Origin of the sequence: Streptomyces sp. NBC_01426, from assembly GCF_036231985.1 — a bacterium.
GTDB lineage: Bacteria > Actinomycetota > Actinomycetes > Streptomycetales > Streptomycetaceae > Streptomyces.
Genome location: NZ_CP109500.1, coordinates 3988033 through 4008116, shown reverse-complemented (window position 1 = coordinate 4008116; position 20084 = coordinate 3988033). Strand labels below are relative to the sequence as shown.

Annotated in this window: 18 protein-coding genes and 2 tRNA genes; 7 read left to right on the top strand and 13 right to left on the bottom strand. The window is 70.0% G+C overall.

Annotated features, from left to right (window positions below):
• The first annotated feature begins 28 nt into the window (after positions 1 to 28).
• Positions 29 to 283, top strand: a complete 255-nt coding sequence (gene crgA / locus OG906_RS17730) for a cell division protein CrgA (RefSeq protein ID WP_267798996.1) — start codon at positions 29 to 31, stop codon at positions 281 to 283.
• Between the two features lie 152 nt (positions 284 to 435).
• Here the strand turns inward: crgA and OG906_RS17725 are convergent, their stop codons facing one another.
• Together OG906_RS17725 and OG906_RS17720 are read right to left on the bottom strand one after the other, a co-directional pair.
• On the bottom strand, positions 436 to 1317 hold the full coding sequence (locus tag OG906_RS17725; protein WP_329443967.1) for a rhomboid family intramembrane serine protease: 882 nt from the start codon (positions 1315 to 1317) through the stop codon (positions 436 to 438).
• Positions 1318 to 1503: 186 nt separating this feature from the next.
• Entirely contained in the window at positions 1504 to 2055 is a 552-nt protein-coding gene (locus OG906_RS17720) for a peptidylprolyl isomerase (RefSeq protein ID WP_329448053.1), read from the bottom strand.
• A 175-nt stretch (positions 2056 to 2230) separates the two neighbouring features.
• On the opposite strand from OG906_RS17720, the gene OG906_RS17715 reads away from it, so the two are divergent.
• Positions 2231 to 2920, top strand: a complete 690-nt coding sequence (locus tag OG906_RS17715) for a DUF5324 family protein (protein WP_267798998.1) — start codon at positions 2231 to 2233, stop codon at positions 2918 to 2920.
• Positions 2921 to 3027: 107 nt separating this feature from the next.
• Here OG906_RS17715 and OG906_RS17710 read toward each other — a convergent pair whose 3' ends face one another.
• Both OG906_RS17710 and OG906_RS17705 read right to left on the bottom strand, forming a co-directional pair.
• Positions 3028 to 3516 carry a LysM peptidoglycan-binding domain-containing protein gene (locus OG906_RS17710; RefSeq protein WP_329443963.1) on the bottom strand — a complete coding sequence of 163 codons (489 nt, stop codon included), beginning with the start codon at positions 3514 to 3516 and terminating at the stop codon, positions 3028 to 3030.
• A 127-nt stretch (positions 3517 to 3643) separates the two neighbouring features.
• Entirely contained in the window at positions 3644 to 4123 is a 480-nt protein-coding gene (locus tag OG906_RS17705; RefSeq protein WP_329443961.1) for a MarR family winged helix-turn-helix transcriptional regulator, read from the bottom strand.
• 186 nt (positions 4124 to 4309) lie between these two features.
• Here OG906_RS17705 and OG906_RS17700 point away from each other — a divergent pair, with 186 nt between their 5' ends.
• The 3 genes from OG906_RS17700 (at position 4310) to OG906_RS17690 (ending at position 7882) form a co-directional block, all read left to right on the top strand.
• Entirely contained in the window at positions 4310 to 5764 is a 1455-nt protein-coding gene (locus tag OG906_RS17700; protein ID WP_329443959.1) for an MFS transporter, read from the top strand.
• A 175-nt stretch (positions 5765 to 5939) separates the two neighbouring features.
• Entirely contained in the window at positions 5940 to 7202 is a 1263-nt protein-coding gene (locus OG906_RS17695) for a DNA sulfur modification protein DndB (protein ID WP_329443956.1), read from the top strand.
• A 281-nt stretch (positions 7203 to 7483) separates the two neighbouring features.
• On the top strand, positions 7484 to 7882 hold the full coding sequence (locus OG906_RS17690; RefSeq protein WP_329443955.1) for a hypothetical protein: 399 nt from the start codon (positions 7484 to 7486) through the stop codon (positions 7880 to 7882).
• Between the two features lie 282 nt (positions 7883 to 8164).
• Here the strand turns inward: OG906_RS17690 and OG906_RS17685 are convergent.
• Positions 8165 to 8237: transfer RNA gene (locus OG906_RS17685), tRNA-Ala, on the bottom strand.
• A 160-nt stretch (positions 8238 to 8397) separates the two neighbouring features.
• Here OG906_RS17685 and OG906_RS17680 point away from each other — a divergent pair.
• Positions 8398 to 8946: a helix-turn-helix domain-containing protein gene (locus OG906_RS17680; RefSeq protein ID WP_267826391.1), complete on the top strand. Its 549-nt coding sequence runs from the start codon at positions 8398 to 8400 to the stop codon at positions 8944 to 8946.
• A 74-nt stretch (positions 8947 to 9020) separates the two neighbouring features.
• The gene (locus tag OG906_RS17675; protein WP_329443953.1) at positions 9021 to 10436 is read left to right on the top strand and encodes a serine/threonine-protein kinase; all 1416 of its coding nucleotides are present in this window, start codon (positions 9021 to 9023) and stop codon (positions 10434 to 10436) included.
• A 131-nt stretch (positions 10437 to 10567) separates the two neighbouring features.
• Here the strand turns inward: OG906_RS17675 and OG906_RS17670 are convergent, their stop codons facing one another.
• The 8 genes from OG906_RS17670 to recF all read right to left on the bottom strand — a co-directional run bounded on the left by OG906_RS17670 (position 10568) and on the right by recF (position 20030).
• A complete protein-coding gene (locus OG906_RS17670; RefSeq protein WP_329443951.1) occupies positions 10568 to 11881 on the bottom strand; it encodes a hypothetical protein in 1314 nt (437 codons plus the stop codon).
• A 122-nt stretch (positions 11882 to 12003) separates the two neighbouring features.
• On the bottom strand, positions 12004 to 12138 hold the full coding sequence (locus OG906_RS17665) for a DLW-39 family protein (protein ID WP_208809277.1): 135 nt from the start codon (positions 12136 to 12138) through the stop codon (positions 12004 to 12006).
• A gap of 145 nt (positions 12139 to 12283) precedes the next feature.
• Positions 12284 to 12357 (bottom strand) — tRNA-Ile (locus tag OG906_RS17660).
• Positions 12358 to 12510: 153 nt separating this feature from the next.
• A complete protein-coding gene (locus tag OG906_RS17655) occupies positions 12511 to 13059 on the bottom strand; it encodes a DUF3566 domain-containing protein (RefSeq protein ID WP_443067396.1) in 549 nt (182 codons plus the stop codon).
• An 87-nt stretch (positions 13060 to 13146) separates the two neighbouring features.
• Positions 13147 to 15759 (bottom strand): DNA gyrase subunit A, encoded by a 2613-nt coding sequence (gene gyrA / locus OG906_RS17650; protein WP_329443946.1) that lies wholly within the window; start codon positions 15757 to 15759, stop codon positions 13147 to 13149.
• 40 nt (positions 15760 to 15799) lie between these two features.
• On the bottom strand, positions 15800 to 17863 hold the full coding sequence (gene gyrB, locus OG906_RS17645) for a DNA topoisomerase (ATP-hydrolyzing) subunit B (protein ID WP_329443943.1): 2064 nt from the start codon (positions 17861 to 17863) through the stop codon (positions 15800 to 15802).
• A gap of 458 nt (positions 17864 to 18321) precedes the next feature.
• Complete coding sequence (locus OG906_RS17640; protein ID WP_443067395.1) at positions 18322 to 18897, bottom strand: DUF721 domain-containing protein; 576 nt, start codon at positions 18895 to 18897, stop codon at positions 18322 to 18324.
• The gene (gene recF, locus OG906_RS17635; RefSeq protein WP_329443940.1) at positions 18894 to 20030 is read right to left on the bottom strand and encodes a DNA replication/repair protein RecF; all 1137 of its coding nucleotides are present in this window, start codon (positions 20028 to 20030) and stop codon (positions 18894 to 18896) included. The genes OG906_RS17640 and recF overlap by 4 nt, the downstream gene beginning before the upstream one ends.
• Between the last annotated feature and the right edge of the window lie 54 nt (positions 20031 to 20084).

The following is a 20084-nucleotide window of genomic DNA, read 5'->3' as shown; positions in this document are numbered from 1 at the left end:
CCCCAGCGCATCGACAGGAGAGCCCCTCGTGCCGAAGTCACGTATCCGCAAGAAGGACGACTACACCCCGCCGCCCACGCGGCAGGCGCAGACGATCAGGCTGACGAACCGGAGCTGGGTGGCCCCGGTCATGCTGGCCTTCTTCCTGATCGGTCTGGCCTGGATCGTCGTCTTCTACGTGACCGATACCCAGCTGCCGATCGAGGCGCTGGGCAATTGGAACATCGTGGTCGGATTCGGGTTCATCGCGGCCGGGTTCGGCGTCTCCACGCAGTGGAAGTAGCCCTCCCCACGCCGTGCGGGTAGTCCCGCGCGCTTAGCGCAGCGGGACTGCCGAGGGAAGCTCTCCCCATGAGTTATCCACAGCGTCATCCACACCTGAGGAAAAGACAGAAGATCTGTGGATAACTCTGTGGAGAGTTGACGCCGGTGTGATCAGGTGAGTGCGGTCAGTTCGGCCGTACGGACCATAATCAGGCCGATGACCAGGAGAAACACCGCCGCGCACGTCCCCCACTGGATCAGCGCCCGCTTTCTGCCCGCGGTGGGCAGGAGCATCCCCAGTGCGACCAACGCACCGGTGACCAGGCCGCCGATGTGGGCCTGCCAGGACACCTCGACGCTCCCGATCCGCACGAAGGTCAGCAACAGCATCAGGCCGACCATGATCAGGATCGGGCGCATCTCGTAGCGCAGCCGCCGCGCCAGCACGACGGTGGCGCCGAGCAGCCCGAAGATGGCGCCCGACGCCCCGAGGGTGGGGGTGGACGGCGTGGTCAGCAGGTAGACGAGGGCGCTGCCGCCCAGGCCCGACAGCAGGTAGAGGGTCAGGTAGCGGGCCCGGCCGAGGGCCGCTTCCAGAGGGCCGCCGATCACCCACAGGGCGAGCATGTTGCCGATGATGTGCCACCACTCGGTGTGCAGGAACACCGAGGTCAACAGGCGGTGGTACTCGCCGTTGGCGACGCCGTGGAGCGGTCCGCCCCAGTAGTCGACGTAGCTGCCGAGCAGTTCCAGGGGGACAGCGATGGCCGGCGCCAGCAGGGTCGCGAAGAACACGGCGACGTTGACGCCGATGAGGATCTTGGTGACGAGGTGCGGGTCGGCGGCGACCACGCCGCCGGCGACGGTGCGCGGGGCGTCCGCGGTGGGACGGTGGCCCGTGCCGGAGCCCTCCCGGACGCATTCGGGGCACTGGAAGCCCACCGATGCGCTGATCATGCACTCGGGACAGATCGGACGCTCGCAGCGCGTGCAGCGGATGCCCGTGCCTCGGTCCGGGTGGCGGTAACAGCCCGGCAGACGGTCGGTGTCCATCGGTCCCCTCGATCGGCGGCGAGGCGGAGGGTGCCACCCCGCCGGTCCGGTAGGCGTCCAGGTATGTATCCAGGACGGACGGGCGGGGCGAAAAGGTTCCCGGGCATCGGCGCGGCAAAGTCCGCTCGAAGGCAGCACCCGGGGGTTCGGGCGCCCTGGGGTTCAGCTCGTGTCGGAGGCGACCGTTCAGCTCTTGTCGAAGGCGCCCGTTCCGCGCTTCTCGATCACGACGGACTGGAGGATCACGTCGTCCAGCGGGCGCTCGGTGCGCGGGTTGGTCGGCAGTCCGGCGATCGCGTCCACGATCTTCTGGCCGGCCTTGCCGGTGACCTCGCCGAAGATGGTGTGCTTGCGGGTCAGCCAGGCGGTCGGCGCGACGGTGATGAAGAACTGCGAGCCGTTGGTGCCCGGGCCGGCGTTGGCCATGGCGACCAGGTACGGCTTGGTGAAGGCCAGGTCGGGGTGGAACTCGTCCGCGAACTGGTAGCCGGGACCACCGGTGCCGTTGCCGAGCGGGTCGCCGCCCTGGATCATGAATCCGCTGATGATCCGGTGGAAGACCGTGCCGTCGTACAGCGGGTCCGTGGTCTTCTGGCCGTCCGTGGGCCGCGTCCACTCGCGGGCGCCGGTGGCGAGCTCCACGAAGTTCCGCACGGTCTTGGGGGCGAAGTTCGGCAGCAGCTCGATCTCGATGTCGCCGTGGTTCGTCTTCAGGGTGGCGTAGAGCTTCTCGGCCACGGATCTGCCTTCCATAGTCATCACTGTCGGTACAGATACTCCCACGGGGTGCTTCCACGCACAGAAATCCTCCACTCGGATGCCCTGTCACGCATGCCGGTCGACGGTAAGGCAGGCATGATCCGACAAAGGGTGGAAAGGTGAACTGTGTCCGCCACCGAGGAGGAGGAACCCCGTGACCCGCAAGGACAGCGTGCACGCGGCAGCCGAGAGCGCCAGGGACAGCATGCGGCACGCAGCGGAAGTGGTGGCGCCGTACGCAGGAACCGCCAAGGACGCCGCTGTGCACTATGCGCAAGAGGCGAACGAGCTGCTGGCGCCCAAGATTTCGTACGCGGCCGGCGAGGCTGCCCGGCACGCCCGTACGACGTACGACTCCCATCTGCACCCCCACATCAAGGCGGCGCGCTCCCACGTGCCGCCGAACGTGGACCGGGCCGCGACGAAGGCGGTGAAGCAGACCCGACGAGCCGCGCGACAGGCAGCCGAGTACACCCAGCCGCGACTCGAAAGCGCGCTCGCCGCGGCGCAGCCGGTGGCCGAGGAGGCCGCTTCCCGGTCGACCGCCGCCTTCGCCGCCCTGCGCGGCCAGGTGTCGGCGGAGGAAGTGCGCAAGCTGGTGCGGCGCCAGAAGCGCCGGGCCCGCACGGGCCGGGTCTTCAAGGGCGTTCTGCTGGTCGGCGTCGTCGCCGGCGGGGCGTACGCGGCCTGGAAGTGGTGGGACCGGCAGTCCAACCCTGACTGGCTCGTCGAACCGCCGGCGGCCACCGAGCTGTCGGCCCGCGACTCCGCTCCGGCGAGCTTTGACGACGAGCTGGCGGCCAAGGAGCAAGAGGCCCGCTCGGCCGGCGACGACCAGCAGTAGCGGGAGTCGCGAGCCGTACGGGAAGACCGCGAGCCGTACGGAAGACAGGGCGAAGGGGCCCGGATCGATCCGATCCGGGCCCCTTCGCCCTGTCCGTCACCCCGCGGTCAGTTGGGGAGGGTGAGCACCATCCCCGGGTGGATCAGGTCGGGGTTGGAGCCGACGACTCCCCGGTTCATGGCGTAGAGCTCGCGCCAACGGGCCTCGTTGCCGAGCTCGCGGCGGGCGATCGCGGACAACGAGTCGCCGGACTTGACGGTGTACATCCGCTTCGCGACGGGCGCCGGCTTCGGCATGGGCGCCGACGGGACCGCCTTGTGCGCGGCGGACGCGGGGGTGGGCGTGTGGTGCGCCACCGGTCCGGGCGCGGGGGGCTTCGGCGGCGCCGGCGCGGGCTTCGGGGGAGCGGCGGCGGCCATCCGGTCGGCGGCCGCCTTGGTGGCCGCGGCGGCGTCGGTGTACTTCCCGCCGAGGTCGTTGGGCGCGTCCGGGGTGGCGGGCTTCGCCGCCGCCTGCTGCTCCACCTGCTCCTTCGCCGTCTCGGCGGCGTCGTGCGCCTTCTTCTTGTCGGACTTCAGGAAGTCGAAGATTCCCATGGTGTGTACGCCTCCGGCGTGGTGTCGCCCCCTGGCACAGTGCCTCCCTCCACTCTCGGTCACCCGGCGCCGACCGGCCGGGTGACTGGGCCGTCCGGGGGACACCCCGGGGCCCGGGCGGACCGGTCTACTGGCGGGCGCGGCGGGCCGGGCGGGGGCCGTCGGAGGGAGCGTTCAGGGGGCCGTCGGCGAGCAGCTTCAGTCCGTGCAGCAGGGCGTCGCGGGCGGTCGCGGGCAGGGCGGCCAGCGCGTCGCGGTGCACCCCGTCGACGATCCGTTGGCTCTCCTCGGCGACCTGCGCGCCCCGCTCGGTGACGGCGATGATCCGCGCCCTGCGGTCCTTGGTGGACGGCCGCCGCTCCGCCAGGCCCGCCTTCTCCAGGGCGTCGATGGTCACCACCATCGTCGTCTTGTCCATGTCGCCGATCTCCGCGAGCTGGATCTGCGTGCGTTCCTCGCCCACCGCGTGCACGAGGACGCAGTGCATGCGGGCGGTCAGACCGATCTCGCCGAGGGCCGCCGCCATGCGGGTGCGCAGGACGTGACTGGTGTGGTCCAGGAGGTAGGAGAGGTCGGGTTCGGTCCGGGTGGGCGCCATGGCAGTCATGGATCCACTCTAACAATCCAGTCCGAAGCAAATAGTCTGCAACGGAATCATCTGCTACGGTCCAACCATCGCCACGCACCAACACGCCCCGCACCGAGCCGGATGCGAACCGAGCCGGATGCGAACCGAGCCGGATGCGAACCGGATGCGACCCGGGTGCGAGCCGGACCCGAGCTGGAGGACCCGATGCCCACTCCCACGGACGCCACCACCCCCACCACACCCCCCGCGCCCACCCGGGGTCTGCGCTCCCGCTGGACCGCTCTCGCCGTGATATCCACCGGCATGCTGATGACGGTCCTCGACGGCAGCATCGTCACCGTCGCGATGCCCGCCATCCAGAGCGACCTCGGCTTCACCCCCGCGGGCCTCAGCTGGGTCGTGAACGCCTACCTGATCGCCTTCGGCAGCCTGCTGCTGCTCGCCGGCCGACTCGGCGACCTCCTCGGCCGCAAGCGGATGTTTCTCGTCGGCACCACCGTCTTCACCGCCGCCTCGCTGCTCGCCGGGGTCTGCGACTCCCCCGTGACGCTGACGGCCGCCCGCTTCCTCCAGGGCGTCGGCAGCGCGATGACCTCGGCCGTCAGCCTCGGCATCCTGATCACGCTGTTCACCGAGGCCCGGGAACGCAACAAGGCCATCGCCGTCTTCTCCTTCACCGGTGCCGTCGGCGCCTCCCTGGGGCAGGTCGTCGGCGGTGTGCTGACCGACGCCCTCGACTGGCACTGGATCTTCTTCATCAACCTGCCCGTCGGACTCGCCGCGCTGCTCCTCGCGTTGCCCGCGCTCCCCGCCGACCGCGGTCTGGGCCTGCGCGCCGGAGCGGACGTCGTCGGCGCCGCCCTGGTCACCGCCGGGCTGATGATCGGGATCTACGCCGTGGTCAAGGTGGAGGAACACGGCTGGTCCTCCGCCCACACCCTCGGCGCGGGATCGCTCTCCCTGGCCCTCCTCGGCGCCTTCGTCCTGCGTCAGGCCAAGGCCCGCACCCCGCTGATGCCGTTGCGCGTCCTGCGCTCCCGCGCCGTGGTCGGCGCCAACCTGATCCAGATCCTCGTCATGGGCGCCCTGTTCTCCTTCCAGATCCTGATCGCCCTCCACATGCAGAAGGTCCTGGGCTACGGGGCCTGCGACACCGGACTCGCGATGCTCCCCGCCGCCGTGATGATCGGCGCCGTCTCACTCGGCGTCTCGGCCCGGCTCAACTCCCGGTTCGGGCCCCGCAACGTGCTCATGGCCGGTCTCGCGCTGCTCGCCCTGGCCCTGCTCCTGCTCGTCCGACTGCCCGTGGACGCCGACTACGTGAGCGACCTGCTCCCGGTGATGCTCCTGATCTCCGGCGGCGGCCTGGTCCTGCCGGCCCTGACCGCCCTCGGCATGTCCGGCGCCGGGGACGGGGACGCGGGGCTCGCGTCGGGGCTGTTCAACACCACCCAACAGATCGGCATGGCCCTCGGCGTCGCCGTCCTGTCCACCCTCGCCGCCTCCCGCACCGAGACCCTGGCCGCGGCCGGCCACACCCCGGCCGCAGCCCTCACCGGCGGCTACCACCTGGCCTTCGCCACCGGCGCGGCCCTGCTCCTCACGTCCCTCGCCCTGACCGCCACCCTCCCGAGATCCCCCGGGACCCGCAGCCGGTGACCCCGCGCACGCATCCCTCCCGTGGTGGCGCCGACCGTCCCGGCCCACCACGGGTTTCTCCTAGCTACGGGGACAAGAATCCTGCCCCGCGAGCCCCCCGCAGCTCGTTATGCTCGGCTGGGTAGGGCCTCACGCAGCAACGAGGCATTTCAGGGCTACAGGGGCAGGGGCACTGGTGACCAACCAACCGACGGAGTACGTGACCGAGGTCGACCGAGGCCGAGGGGACCCGATCCGCATTCTGGAGCTCAGTCCGACCCGCTTCATGACGACGATGCCCTGGGGCCAGCTCGCCCGGATCGTCCCCGACCCCCGCCGGGCCGAGATCCCTCAGGCCCTGCGCCACCTCTCCGCCTCGGAGCGGAAGCAGGCCGAGGCGCGCAACGAGGTTCAGCGTGCGATCAAATCCACCAAGAAGGCGCAGAACGCCAAGGAGTACGCGAAGTACCTGGCTGCCGGGCTGCTCGGCGAGCGCGGAGAACGCTGGACGACTCCACCCTTCGCTCTCTGGATCGAGAAGGACCTCGACACCGTCCAGGCCCGCAGCCCGTTCGGCATCGACACGATCGCCTACCTTCCGTACGACATCACCGGCGTGCTGATGGACGCCGAGACCCAGCACCTCGCGCACTGGATCCTCCGCGACGACCCCGAGTCGTTCGGCCTGACGGGGGAGCAGATCAATGCCCGCCTGGTCGGCGTCGAGATCTACCACGGCATCGATCTGTTGTCGGCACGCCAGATCTTCCACGACCGCAATCTGCTCGGCGTCGTCCCGAACAAGAATGTGGCCCTCAGCTCCGACTCCTCGAACGTCGCGACAGGAATCACCCTGGACCTGCTCAAGTCCGTTCAGGTGCCTGCCCCTTCGGGCTCGGGTGAGCTCGTCCCTCTCGGCGACGTGGTCTCTGTACGGCAGCGGCAGCTGAAGACGGCGGACACCGAGTGGATGACCCTGTCGACCCTCCGGTCCTTCGTCATCACGACGATCTTCGGCCGAGCGGGCTTCGAGAAGACGAGCGGTCCGATCTCCGAACTGCCCGAGGGGTGCAACCGGGAGGCGGCCACGGAGGAGATCCACAACGTCCTGACGCGCGTCCTGGCGACGTTCTCCCCCGCCTTCATCGACCGCAACAACACCGTGATCGCCTCGCCCGCCGTCTTCGCCGCCCTCGGCTCCGTCGCGCACCGCGCGATGCCGTGGAGCATCCCGGACGGGAGCCTCACCGCCGACGACTTCATGCGCCTGCTGTCGGACGTGAAGTGGGACCGGAACGCCAAGTACTGGGAGGGCACCGCCGGAAAGGAAACCGCCTCCGGCGGCTTCTCCCTGGCGGGTGGCGTCAAGGACAACGGCTCCAAGACGGCCGCCGCGCTCGGAGACCCGGCCTCGCCGCGCTTCCAGTGGATCCGTTACGGCCGCCCCGCCGGCGCCTGACCAGGAAACCTCCGCTCCCGCAGTTCCCTTCGGGGCCCCCGCAGCTCAACTGCGGGGGCCCCGTAGTTGTAATGAACCACGACTATGACCAAGTTGAGTCCCAGCTAGGGGGTTTCTCGGCACATTAATAAGATGAGCAGACCATCCACCCGCACCTAGGGTATCGTCCGTGATCACGGCGCACCAGGTGCACAACTGCCCCTGAAACATGGCCATTCAACAGCCGGATGACTACGCATCGGGCATCACATGGGGGGTTCAAGGTGATGGAGGTGATCGCGATGGGCGGTCTGCTTCTGAGTGCGATGAGCGTCGCGGCGGCCATCGTGGTACCGATCCGGCTGTGGCGGAACAAGAAGGCCCGCGAGGACTCGGTCCCGCTCATCGCCTTCACGGCAGATGTCGAGCGGGCGCTCGACCGGGGCGCTGCCCTCCCGATCGAAGAGGCGGGCCGACTCGTCCGGGAGGCCGAGGGTCACGAGCGCATGGCGCCGGCGGCGCTGCGCGCGCATCTGGCTCACGAGGTCCGCGCCCTGATCAAGTACGAGTCGAAGTTGATCGGCGTCGCCGGCGGCCACCGCAGCGAGGCCACCATCGCGCTCATGCCCGTGGCCAACACGCTCCGTGAGGCGAACAAGCTGCTGATCGAGGCCGTCGCACGACACCACCACGGCGACTGATCGAACCGTCGGGGCTCCGCGAGGGCCCGGACGTCTCGCGATCCGGACATCTCATCCGGCTCCGCCCGGCGCGAGAACTCCGTCCGGGGCTCCGGATCCGCGCCCGCCCCGAACCCGCCGATGCCCGTACACGGCATCACGCACAGCCGTCGGCGCTGCCGGGCTCACACCCGCCGGCAGGCGGGCCCCACCGCACTCTCTCGACCCACCCCACCCCACCAAGGGCACGAAAAAAGACCTCCCCGATCTGCGTTTCCGCAGTTCAGGGAGGTCTTTCGAGGGTGGAGCCTAGGAGATTCGAACTCCTGACATCTGCCTTGCAAAGGCAGCGCTCTACCAACTGAGCTAAGGCCCCGAAAAGTGGACACGGCCTCTCCCGGAGAAGGAGTGGTCGTTCCGCAGAACAGAGTACCGGGTGTACCCCCTCATCCCGCAAAATGATAGGGACTCCCGCCCCGCGACCACTCTCCGTAAGATGCTCGCGAGGTTCGCACCAGCGAAGGGGAGTAGTAAGAGTGGACGCTGTACAGCAAGAGGCCACGGCCAGAGCCAGAGAGCTTCAGCGCAGTTGGTACGGGGAGCCGTTGGGGGCGCTCTTCCGCCGACTCATAGATGACCTCGGCTTGAACCAGGCTCGCCTCGCTGCCGTCCTCGGGCTTTCGGCGCCGATGCTGTCCCAGCTGATGAGCGGCCAGCGCGCCAAGATCGGCAACCCGGCCGTGGTCCAGCGGGTCCAGGCCCTCCAGGACCTCGCCGGCCAGGTGGCCGACGGCAGCGTCAGCGCGGCGGAGGCCACCGACCGGATGGACGAGATCAAGAAGACCCAGGGGGGATCCGTCCTCAGCAACAGCGGCCAGACGACGTCCAGTTCGGGCGCGCCCACCGTCAAGCGGGTCGTCCGTGAGATCCAGTCGCTGCTGCGCTCGGTCTCGGCGGCCGGGGACATCATCGACGCGGCGGAGACCCTCGCCCCCAGCCATCCGGAACTGGCAGAGTTCCTCCGGGTGTACGGAGCGGGTCGCACCGCCGACGCGGTGGCGCACTACGAGTCGCACCAGAACTGAGTCACGACAGACGACGGTCGACGGTCGACGAGGACGCCGACGGCGACAGAGGACGACGGGGGACGGGCACAGCGATGGGTGAGGTCTTCGCGGGCCGGTACGAACTGATCGACCCGATCGGTCGAGGTGGAGCGGGCGCCGTCTGGCGCGCCTGGGACCACCGTCGTCGTCGGTACGTCGCCGCGAAGGTCCTCCTGCAGAGCGACGCCCACACCCTGCTGCGGTTCGTGCGCGAGCAGGCCCTGCGGATCGATCATCCGCACGTGCTCGCGCCGGCCAGCTGGGCGGCGGACGACGACAAGGTCCTGTTCACGATGGACCTGGTCGCCGGGGGTTCGCTCGCCCACGTGATCGGGGACTACGGCGCCCTGCCGCCCCGGTTCGTGTGCACGCTCCTCGACCAGCTCCTGGCGGGCCTGGCGGCGGTGCACGCGGAGGGCGTCGTCCACCGTGACATCAAACCGGCCAACATACTGATGGCGGCCACCGGAACCGGGCGGCCGCACCTGCGGCTGTCCGACTTCGGCATCTCCATGCGCAAGGGTGAGCCGCGGCTCACCGAGACCGACTACGTCGTCGGTACGCCGGGTTACTTCGCCCCGGAGCAACTCCTCGGCGCGGAGCCCGACTTCCCCGCCGACTTCTTCGCCACCGGCCTGGTCGCCCTGTACCTGCTCCAGGGGCGCAAGCCCGACGCCCAGGCCCTGGTGGAGCACTTCCTGGCGCACGGCACCCCCGACGCCCCCGAAGGCGTCCCCGCGCCCCTGTGGGACGTCATCGCGAACCTCCTCCAACCGGACCCCCAGAGCCGGTTCAAGACCGCCACAGGGGCACGCAAGGCCCTTGCCGAGGCCGTGGAGCTCCTTCCGCCCGCAGCTCCGGACGAGGACCCGGTGGAGGTGTTCGACCAACTCGGCCCGCTCCCGGCCGGTTTCGGCCCCCAGGGCCCGCAGAACACCGCCGCGGTGACCCCCGAGGGGCCCACCGCCTCCGTGGTCCCGCCCACGCGTCCGGGGCCCGCGGGGACCACGCCGACGGACCCGCGCGCGGGCGCCCTGCCCCCGCCGCCGGTCCGGCCGCCGGGCCCGACCCCGACGTCGGCCACGGCCGCACCCGCCCACGCCCCGACGCCCGCTCCCACCCCGACGCCGGCCCCCGCCGGGTACGGCGCGCCCCTCGACGCGTTCGGGCCGCCCCCGACGGCGTACGGCCCCTCCGGGACGGGCAGTTTCCACCTGCCCCCGCCGGCCGCGCCCGAGCCGGTCACCACCCCGCTCGGCGCCGAGGCACCGGCGCATCCCGCAGCGACCTCACCAACCACACCGGCCACAGCGACCACAGCGACCACACCCACCGACCCGGCCGCGCCCGTGTCGGCGACGTCCCGCGCCTTCCGGATCCCCCCGCCCCCGGCGAAGGTCACGGCCGCCGTCCTCGCCGCCGCGCTCCTCTGCTTCGCGGTGGGCGTCTGGGCGTTGACCCGCGTCTGACCCACCCGCACCCACCCGCACCCACCCGCGCCCCTCCGTCCCCCCGAACGCACCGAACGCACCGAACGCACCGAACCCACCGAACGGCCCGAACGGCCCGAACGGCCCCGAACGCCCCGAACGCCCCGAAGCTACGGGCGTCCCGCCCCGCCCCGCCGGGACAGCAGGATCCATCCGCCGAGCACGAGCAGCAGCGCCGTTCCCGCCCCGAAGCCTCCGGTGGCCACCGCCCGCATCACCGAACGGGTGTCCTCGGCCGCGGCGGCCTCCGGCCCGGTGAGCCCCTCCTTGGCGGCGGTGCGGTCGGCTGCGTCCACCCCGAACCCGGCCGCGCCCAGGCTCTCCCGGTACGCGGGCGCCTTCCCGGGGGTGCCGAGGACGTCCATCCGCAGCGTCAGCGGCACCGGCACGGCGTCCTCGGTGAACTCCCCGACCTTCCCGCCCAGCGTCACGGCGACGTAGTACCAGCCGGCCACCCGCGTCCCGCGCATCCCGGCGTCGTCGGAGAAACGGTTCTCGTACGCCACCGGAGCCGTCTTGGGCAGCGTGACACCGGCCTGCTTGCCGTCGTAGGAGGCGTCCTTGGAGTCGACCAGCGCCCGGTAGGGGCTGTAGACCGAGACCGTGAGGCCGTTGGACGCCGAGCCGTACTCCTTCGTCATCCGGGCGGCCGCGATCTCCGCGCCGATCCCCAACTGGTGTCCCCAGTCCAGCGGGACGCGGTAGTACCGGGTCTGCCCGGGCCGCAGGTCGTCGCGCCACACCCCCGTCCCGAGGGCGCGCGCGTCGTTGAAGCCGGTGCCGCCGGTCCGGTCGAGCGAGGCGCCGCCGGGCAGGGTGGGCGAGGCCGAGGGCCAGACGCTGGGCGCGACCGTGGGGGAGCCGCCACCCAGGGCCGGCTCGCGCAGGACGAGGAGTTCGACCGGCCACCGCCCCCGGTCGGAGTCCTTGGCCGCGGTGCGCGTGACCTTCGCGTAGTAGGTGGCGGCGGGCTGGCACTCGCCGTCCTCCTTGACCCGCCGGACGGCCGCCGCGCTCACCGGGACGGGGTCGGCGCCGAAGCCGGCCCGCGCGTAGCCGGGGCAGCGGGTCCCCGCGCCGGAGATGATCTCGACCTCGATGCCGTCGCTGTAGCCGACCTTGGCGCCGGCGGGCGGCCGGACCACCGCGGAGACGTACACGTCGGACGTGGCGTCGAGCCGGAGTTGGTAGAAGCGTTCCTCCGGGCCGATGGTGTCCTCGTAGACCGTCCCGGTCTCCAGCGGCGCGGTGTCCGCGGTGGAGGGCCTGCCCTCCACCTGCTTCGCCCCGTCCGCCGCGCGGTACGTCGGCACCGGCTGCGGCGCCGGGCCCGCCGCCCACGCGGCCCCCGGAAGTGCCGCCACGAGCCCCAGCCCGGCGGCCCCCGCCAGCACGACGCTCCGTACCTGACGTCCCCGATCCATCACACGCACCCCGAGTTTGCTAGCGCAAGCCAAATCTTTGCATACCGCAAGTTTTCGTCACAGAACAGCACAAAGCCCCGGCAGCAGCGGCAGCCGGGGCTTCATGGGATCAATCGTGGGTCTCACACGCCAGAACCAGAAGGCACGGAGTCGGTTGCCTCCGTCCACAGGTCCTGCTCGGCACGGTCCGCCTGGATCTGGCGGTACACGAGGAGCCCGCCGATGGCGGCCAGTGCGACCAGGAGCAGCTTCTTCACCGCGCGACCTCGTCTTTCGTTGACGTTGGGGACTTCTGGCGCCCAACAATACACACCGACCGATACCGATCGGTTATCTGGGAACCCCTCAACTGGCCCAACGACAAAGACCCCCAGGCCGGGGGCCTGGGGGTCTTCGACACTGTGGGGCTAACAGGATTTGAACCTGTGGCCTCATCCTTATCAGGGATGCGCTCTAACCAACTGAGCTATAGCCCCATCCGCGCTGCGCGCTGACTCCTGAAGGTTAGCGCACACACCCGGTAGGTCCAAAATCCGTTCCCGGGGGCCCCGCGGAGGTCGACCCGGGGGACGCCGGTTGGGCGTCCCCGCAGGTCAGTCAGCCGGTGGGCGGACCCTCGAACCGGTCGGTCACTCGTCCTCGGCCAGCGTCAGCTCGACGCCCCCGACGAAGCCCGCCGACAGGTTGTAGATGAACGAGCCGAGCGTCGCCAGCGCCGTCATGAGCACCACGTCGATGACCGCGATCACCGAGCTGAAGATCAGCACGCGGGGCAGCGAGAGGAACGACTGGAGGTCGAACCCGTTGCTCTCGTTCGAGCCGGTCGCCTCGCTGATCGTGCCGCCGACGGTCGAGAAGACGCCCATCGCGTCCATGACCATCCACAGCACCACCGACGCGACGACCGTGCAGACGCCCAGCGCGATCGACAGCAGGAAACTGACCTTCATCACCGACCACGGGTCGGCCTTGGCCACCCGCAGTCGCGCCTTGCGCGTCCGGGGAGCCGTACGGGCCCCGGTGCGCGGCCGGCGCTGCGCGTCCCCGCCCTGGCGCCCGCGCGCCGCCCCCGGGCCCGAGGGCGCCGAGTAGGCCTGCGGGGGCTGGTAGGGCTGACCGCCCCGGTTCTGACCGGCGTCCGTCGGCGACTTCGGCTGCGGTCCTCGGGTATCCGTCACGGTTCCCCCCTGGGAGTCCGCGGCGGGGCCACGGGCACCGTTCGCTCCAGTCTTGGCCGGTCCGGCGCCCGCGGCTCCACTCACGACTTACTCCTCGTGCTCCCCAGCCGAGGGCTGCGTGCCCTCGGCGGCCTCGGCGGCCTGTCCGTCGGCCGCCTCGGTCCCGATCTCGTTCTCGATCTCGTCGACCTCGTCAGCTTCCTGACCGGCCTCCGCGTTGCGCGCGATGCCGACCACGGCGTCGCGCTTACCCAGGTTGATCAGCTGAACGCCCATGGTGTCACGGCCGGTCTCCCTGACTTCGTTGACTCGCGTACGAATCACACCACCGCTGAGCGTGATGGCGAGAATCTCGTCCGTTTCGTCGACCACCAGCGCGCCGACGAGCGAACCGCGATCCTCCACGATCTTCGCCGCCTTGATGCCCAGTCCACCACGACCCTGGACGCGGTACTCGTCCACTGCCGTCCGCTTGGCGTAGCCGCCGTCGGTCGCGGTGAACACGAACGTACCCGGCCGCACCACGCTCATGGAGAGCAGTTCGTCCCCGCCTCGGAAACTCATGCCCTTCACGCCGGACGTCGCGCGTCCCATGGGCCGCAAGGAGTCGTCCGTCGCCGTGAAGCGGATCGACTGCGCCTTCTTGCTGATGAGCAGGAGGTCGTCGTCGGCGGACACCAGCTCCGCGCCGATGAGCTCGTCGTCGCTGCCGTCCTCCGTCTCGCGGAGGTTGATGGCGATTACACCACCCGAACGGGGCGAGTCGTAGTCCTTGAGGGCCGTCTTCTTCACCAGGCCGCCCTTGGTGGCCAGGATCAGGTAGGGCGCCGCCTCGTAGTCGCGGATCGCGAGGATCTGGGCGATCTTCTCGTCCGGCTGGAAGGCCAGCAGGTTCGCCACGTGCTGCCCGCGCGCGTCACGGCCGGCGTCCGGGAGCTCGTACGCCTTCGAGCGGTAGACGCGGCCCTTGTTCGTGAAGAACAGCAGCCAGTGGTGCGTGGTGGACACGAAGAAGTGGTCGACCAGGTCGTCCTGCTTCAGCTTCGTGCCGCGCACGCCCTTGCCGCCGCGCTTCTGCGAGCGGTAGTCCTCGGTCTTGGTCCGCTTGACGTAGCCGCCGTGGGTGATCGTGACGACGATGTCCTCTTCGGCGATCAGGTCCTCCATGGACATGTCGCCGTCGAAGGGGACCAGCTTGGAACGCCGGTCGTCGCCGAACTTCTCGACGATCGCCGCCAGTTCCTCGCTGACGATCTGACGCTGGCGCTCCTCGGAGGCCAGGATCGCGTTGTACTCGTTGATCTTGGCCTGGAGCTCGTCGTGTTCGGCGACGATCTTCTGCCGCTCCAGGGCCGCCAAGCGGCGGAGCTGCATCTCCAGGATGGCGTTCGCCTGGATCTCGTCGATCGACAGCAGGCCCATCAGGCCCTCACGGGCGATCTCGACCGTGTTGCTGCGCCGGATGAGGGCGATGACCTCGTCGATCGCGTCCAGCGCCTTGAGCAGACCGCGCAGGATGTGGGCGCGCTCCTCCGCCTTGCGCAGGCGGAAGCGCGTGCGCCGGACGATGACCTCGATCTGGTGCGTCACCCAGTGGCGGATGAACGCGTCGATCGACAGGGTGCGCGGCACTCCGTCGACGAGCGCCAGCATGTTGGCGCTGAAGTTCGACTGGAGGTCGGTGTGCTTGTACAGGTTGTTCAGCACGACCTTGGCGACGGCGTCGCGCTTGAGGACGATCACCAGGCGCTGGCCGGTCCGCGAGGAGGTCTCGTCGCGGACGTCGGCGATGCCGCCGACCTTGCCGTCCTTCACCAGGTCGGCGATCTTCTGCGCCAGGTTGTCGGGGTTGGTCTGGTACGGGAGCTCCGTGACCACCAGGCACTGGCGGTTCTGGATCTCCTCGACCTCGACCACCGCGCGCATCGTGATGGAGCCGCGCCCGGTCCGGTACGCCTCCTCGATGCCCTTGCGGCCCACGACGAGGGCGCCCGACGGGAAGTCCGGGCCCTTGATCCGCTCGACGAGCGCGTCCTGGAGCTCCTCGTGGGAGGCCTCGGGGTGCTCCAGTGCCCACTGGGCACCGGCGGCGACCTCGCGCAGGTTGTGCGGCGGGATGTTGGTGGCCATACCGACGGCGATGCCGGCCGAGCCGTTGACCAGGAGGTTCGGGAAGCGCGCCGGCAGGACCGTCGGCTCCTGGTTGCGGCCGTCGTAGTTGTCCTGGAAGTCGACGGTCTCCTCGTCGATGTCCCGGAGCATCTCCATGGCCAGCGGCATCAGCTTGCACTCGGTGTAGCGCATCGCGGCGGCCGGGTCGTTGCCCGGGGAGCCGAAGTTGCCGTTGGAGTCCACGAGCGGCATGCGCATCGACCACGGCTGGGCCAGACGGACCAGGGCGTCGTAGATCGAGCTGTCGCCGTGCGGGTGGTAGGTGCCCATGACGTCACCGACGACGCGGGCGCACTTGTAGAAGCCCTTCTCGGGCCGGTAGCCGCCGTCGTACATCGCGTACAGCACACGACGGTGGACCGGCTTGAGGCCGTCCCGTACGTCGGGCAGTGCGCGGGAGACGATGACGGACATCGCGTAGTCGAGGTAGGAGCGCTGCATCTCGGTTTCGAGCCCGACGGGCTCGATGCGCATGACGGGCTGCTCCTCCGCGGGGTTCTCCGCGGTGGGGGTGGTTTCGTCGGCCATTGCTGGTCAGAAGTCCTTTCAGGCGGTCAGCTGAGCCGACTCAGATGTCGAGGAACCGAACGTCCTTGGCGTTGCGCTGGATGAAGGAGCGTCGGGCCTCGACGTCCTCACCCATCAGCACCGAGAACAGGTCGTCGGCCTGCGCGGCGTCGTCCAGGGTGACCTGGCCGAGCACGCGGTGGTCCACGTCCATGGTGGTGATGCGCAGTTCCTCGGCGTTCATCTCGCCCAGACCCTTGAAGCGCTGGATCGAGTCTTCCCTGATCCGCTTGCCCTGCCCCTTGCCGAGCTCGACGAGGGCGTCGCGCTCGCGGTCGGAGTAGGCGTACTCGAAGTCGTCGCGACCCCACTTGATCTTGTACAGCGGGGGGCGCGAGAGGTAGACGTGCCCGGCCTCGACCAGCGGCCGCATGAAGCGGAACAGGAAGGTCAGCAGCAGGGTGTTGATGTGCTGGCCGTCGACGTCGGCGTCCGCCATCAGGATGATCTTGTGATAGCGGAGCTTCTCGATGTCGAAGTCCTCGTGCACACCGGTACCGAAGGCACTGATCAGCGCCTGGACCTCGGTGTTCTGGAGGATCTTGTCGATACGGGCCTTCTCGACGTTCAGGATCTTGCCGCGGATCGGCAGGATGGCCTGGTACATCGGGTTGCGGCCGGACTTCGCGGAGCCACCGGCCGAGTCGCCCTCGACGATGAAGATCTCGCACTTGGTCGGGTCGTTCGACTGGCAGTCGGACAGCTTGCCGGGCAGCGAGGCCGACTCCAGCAGGCCCTTGCGACGGGTGAGGTCGCGGGCCTTGCGGGCGGCGACGCGGGCCGTGGCGGCCTGGATCGACTTGCGGATGATGTCCGCGGCCTCGACCGGGTTGCGGTCGAACCAGTCGTTGAGGTGCTCGTGGACGACCTTCTGCACGAAGGTCTTGGCCTCCGTGTTGCCCAGCTTGGTCTTCGTCTGGCCCTCGAACTGGGGCTCGCCCAGCTTGACCGAGATGATCGCCGTCAGACCCTCGCGGATGTCCTCGCCGGCGAGGTTGTCGTCCTTCTCGCGGAGCAGCTTCTTCTCGCGCGCGTAACGGTTCACCAGACCCGTCAGGGCCGCACGGAAGCCTTCCTCGTGCGTTCCGCCCTCGTGGGTGTGGATCGTGTTGGCGAAGGAGTAGACACCCTCGGTGTACTGCGAGTTCCACTGCATCGCGATCTCGACCGAGAGGAGGCGCTCCTTGTCCTCGGCCTCGACGTCGATGACGGTCGGGTGGATCATCTCGCCCTTGCGCGAGTTGAGGTACTTCACGAAGTCGACGATGCCGCCCTCGTAGTAGTACTTCACCGTGCGCGCGGGGGGCTCGACCACGTCCGCGTCGGGGTCGTCCGCACCGACGGTCGCCTTCGCCGACTCGCGCTCGTCCGTCAGCGTCAGGGTCAGGCCCTTGTTGAGGAAGGCCATCTCCTGGAAGCGGCGCGAGAGCGTCTCGAATGAGTACTCGGTCGTCTCGAAGATGTCGCCGTCGGCCCAGAACGTCACCGACGTGCCGTGCTCGTCGGTCTCCTCGTTCCTCGCGAGGGCCGCCGTCGGAACACCGAGCTTGTAGTCCTGGGTCCAGCGGTAACCGTCCGTCTTGACCTCGACCGCGACCCTGGTCGACAGGGCGTTCACAACGGACACGCCCACGCCGTGCAGACCGCCGGAGACGGCGTAGCCGCCGCCGCCGAACTTGCCGCCCGCGTGCAGGACCGTCAGCACGACCTCGAGGGCCGGCTTCCCCTCGGACGGCACGATGCCGACCGGGATGCCGCGGCCGTTGTCGATGACCCGCACACCGCCGTCGGCGAGGATCGTCACGTCGATGGTGTCCGCGTGGCCGGCCAGGGCCTCGTCGACCGAGTTGTCCACAACCTCGTAGACAAGGTGGTGCAGCCCGCGCTCACCGGTCGAGCCGATGTACATGCCCGGACGCTTGCGGACCGCGTCCAAGCCCTCCAGAACCTGGATCGCGCTGGCGTCGTACGAGGCGGTTACCTCGCCGTTCTCGCCGACTGTGGACTCGTTCTTCTCGTTGGGGTTGCCGGAATCGGCCACGAAGCGCCCTTTCTGGCACAGCACAGGCCGTACTCCGGGCCAGCAGGCATGCAAGCAGGAGCGGCTGCGTCGATCTGCGTTGTCAGCGTGTATCAGCTGAATCCCGCGAACGCGCGGGATTCGGTTCAGTCTACCGGTACCACGGACCTGAATGGGGGTTTGCGGGTACCTGAGTCCGCATGTGCCGCCCTGAACCCTCTCTCTCCGACTCCCCATATCCGGGGAGGGGCTCAAAGAGGCTCACACGGGCATTGAGCGCTTCGGCCTGTCAACCTCTCGCTACGGTGAGGGACACCACCCGCGGAAGCGCCCGCAGGGCCGTTCGGGCACCCGCCCCGACCCGGCCGAAACCCGCCCGTCGCCGGACCGTCTCCGCGCCGTGATCACCCGCGCGGTCGGGGGCCGCGCGGGCGCGCGAGGACACCGCCCGCGGCCTACCCGGCAGCCCGCGGCATCACCGGTCGCCCGCGGGCGACCGTCGCTCACCCGTAGGTGTCGCCCGGCCCCGTGCTGCCCGGCGCGCGCCAGGGCCCGTGCCGCTTCGGCCGGCCACCCGGACCCGACATCTTGATCATCCGTACGGTGCCCTGCCCCAGCTCGGCGTTCAGCCGCGCCACGAGCTGCGGAGCCAGCAGTTTCAGCTGCGCCGCCCATGCCGAGGAGTCACACCGCACATGAAGCTCACGGTCCTCGTACCGCTCCGGTTCACAGTGCGCGGCGATCTCCGGGCCGACGATCTCCGACCAGCGCTCCATGACGCCCGCCACCGCCATCGGCATCTCCCAGCCGCGTTCCGTGCGCAGCCGGTCCAGCGCGGCCATCAGCGGCATCGGGTCCCGGCCGTCGGCGCGGGCGCCGGACCGCAGGCCGGGCTGCTGCTGCCGCTTCCTGCCCGTCGCCGCGTTGCCGCGGGCCCGGGCCTGTTCGCGCGCCGCCGCCAGCGCCTGTCGCGCCAGGTCCACCCCGGAGGGTTCCGGGACCTTGCGCTCCGGTTGTTTCTGTTCCGGCCGCTTCGCCCCGGGGCTCTTCTCGCCCGGGCTCTTCTCGTGATCGCTCACAGTCGGGTCACCTCACCGCCGGACACCCCGAACCGCGTGCCGGCCAGCACGCCCGGGACGTCGTCGTCCACCGCCGCGGTCACCAGGACCTGTTCCCCCGGGGACACCAGTTCGGCCAGCCGCTCCCGGCGCCTGCTGTCCAGCTCCGCGAACACGTCGTCGAGGATCAGCACCGGCTCGCTGCCCTCGGAGCGCAGCAGCTCGTACGAGGCCAGGCGCAGCGCCAGCGCGTACGACCAGGACTCGCCGTGGCTCGCGTAGCCCTTCGCCGGCAGCTCGCCGAGCCGCAGCAGCACGTCGTCGCGGTGCGGCCCCACCAGGGTCACGCCCCGCTCGATCTCCTGCTTGCGCACGTCGGCGAGCGCCGCCAGGACGACCTCGTACAGGGCCTCGCGCGTGCGCGCCTCGCCGCTGTCCACCGCCTCGCCGGCCGAGGACTTGTACGTCAACCCGAGCGGTCCGCCGCCGGGCGCGAGCTGTTCGTACGCCTTGTCGGCCAGCGGCAGCAGGGTGGCGATCAGGTCGAGGCGCTGGGCCAGGAGTTCCGCGCCCGCGCGGGCGAGGTGCTGGTCCCACACGTCAAGGGTGGACAGGTCCATGGACCGGCCGCCGTGCCGGCGCGCCATGGCCGCCGACTTGAGCAGGGTGTTGCGCTGCTTCAGCACGCGTTCGTAGTCGGAGCGGACGGCGGCCATGCGGGGCGAGCGGGCGGTGACCAGCTCGTCGAGGAAGCGCCGGCGCTCACCGGGGTCGCCCTTGACCAGCGCCAGGTCCTCGGGCGCGAACAGCACCGTCCGGACGATCCCCAGCACGTCCCGGGGCCTGACCTGCGAGGACCGGTTGATCCGGGCGCGGTTCGCGCGGCCCGGGTTCAGCTCCAGTTCGACGAGCTGCTGCCGTTCGCCCTGGGTGACGGCGGCCCGGATCACAGCCCGCTCCGCGCCCATCCGGACCAGCGGGGCGTCCGAGGACACCCGGTGGCTGCCCAGGGTGGCCAGGTAGCCGATGGCCTCGACCAGGTTGGTCTTGCCCTGGCCGTTCGGGCCCACGAAAGCGGTGACGCCCGGACCGAGGGGAACCTCGGCCCGGGCGTACGAGCGGAAGTCGGCCAGTGAGAGATGCGAAACGTGCATGTGGCGCCGACCTCCCCCGGCTTCCTGCTTCTCGCTGTGGTGCTGTGGTCGTGT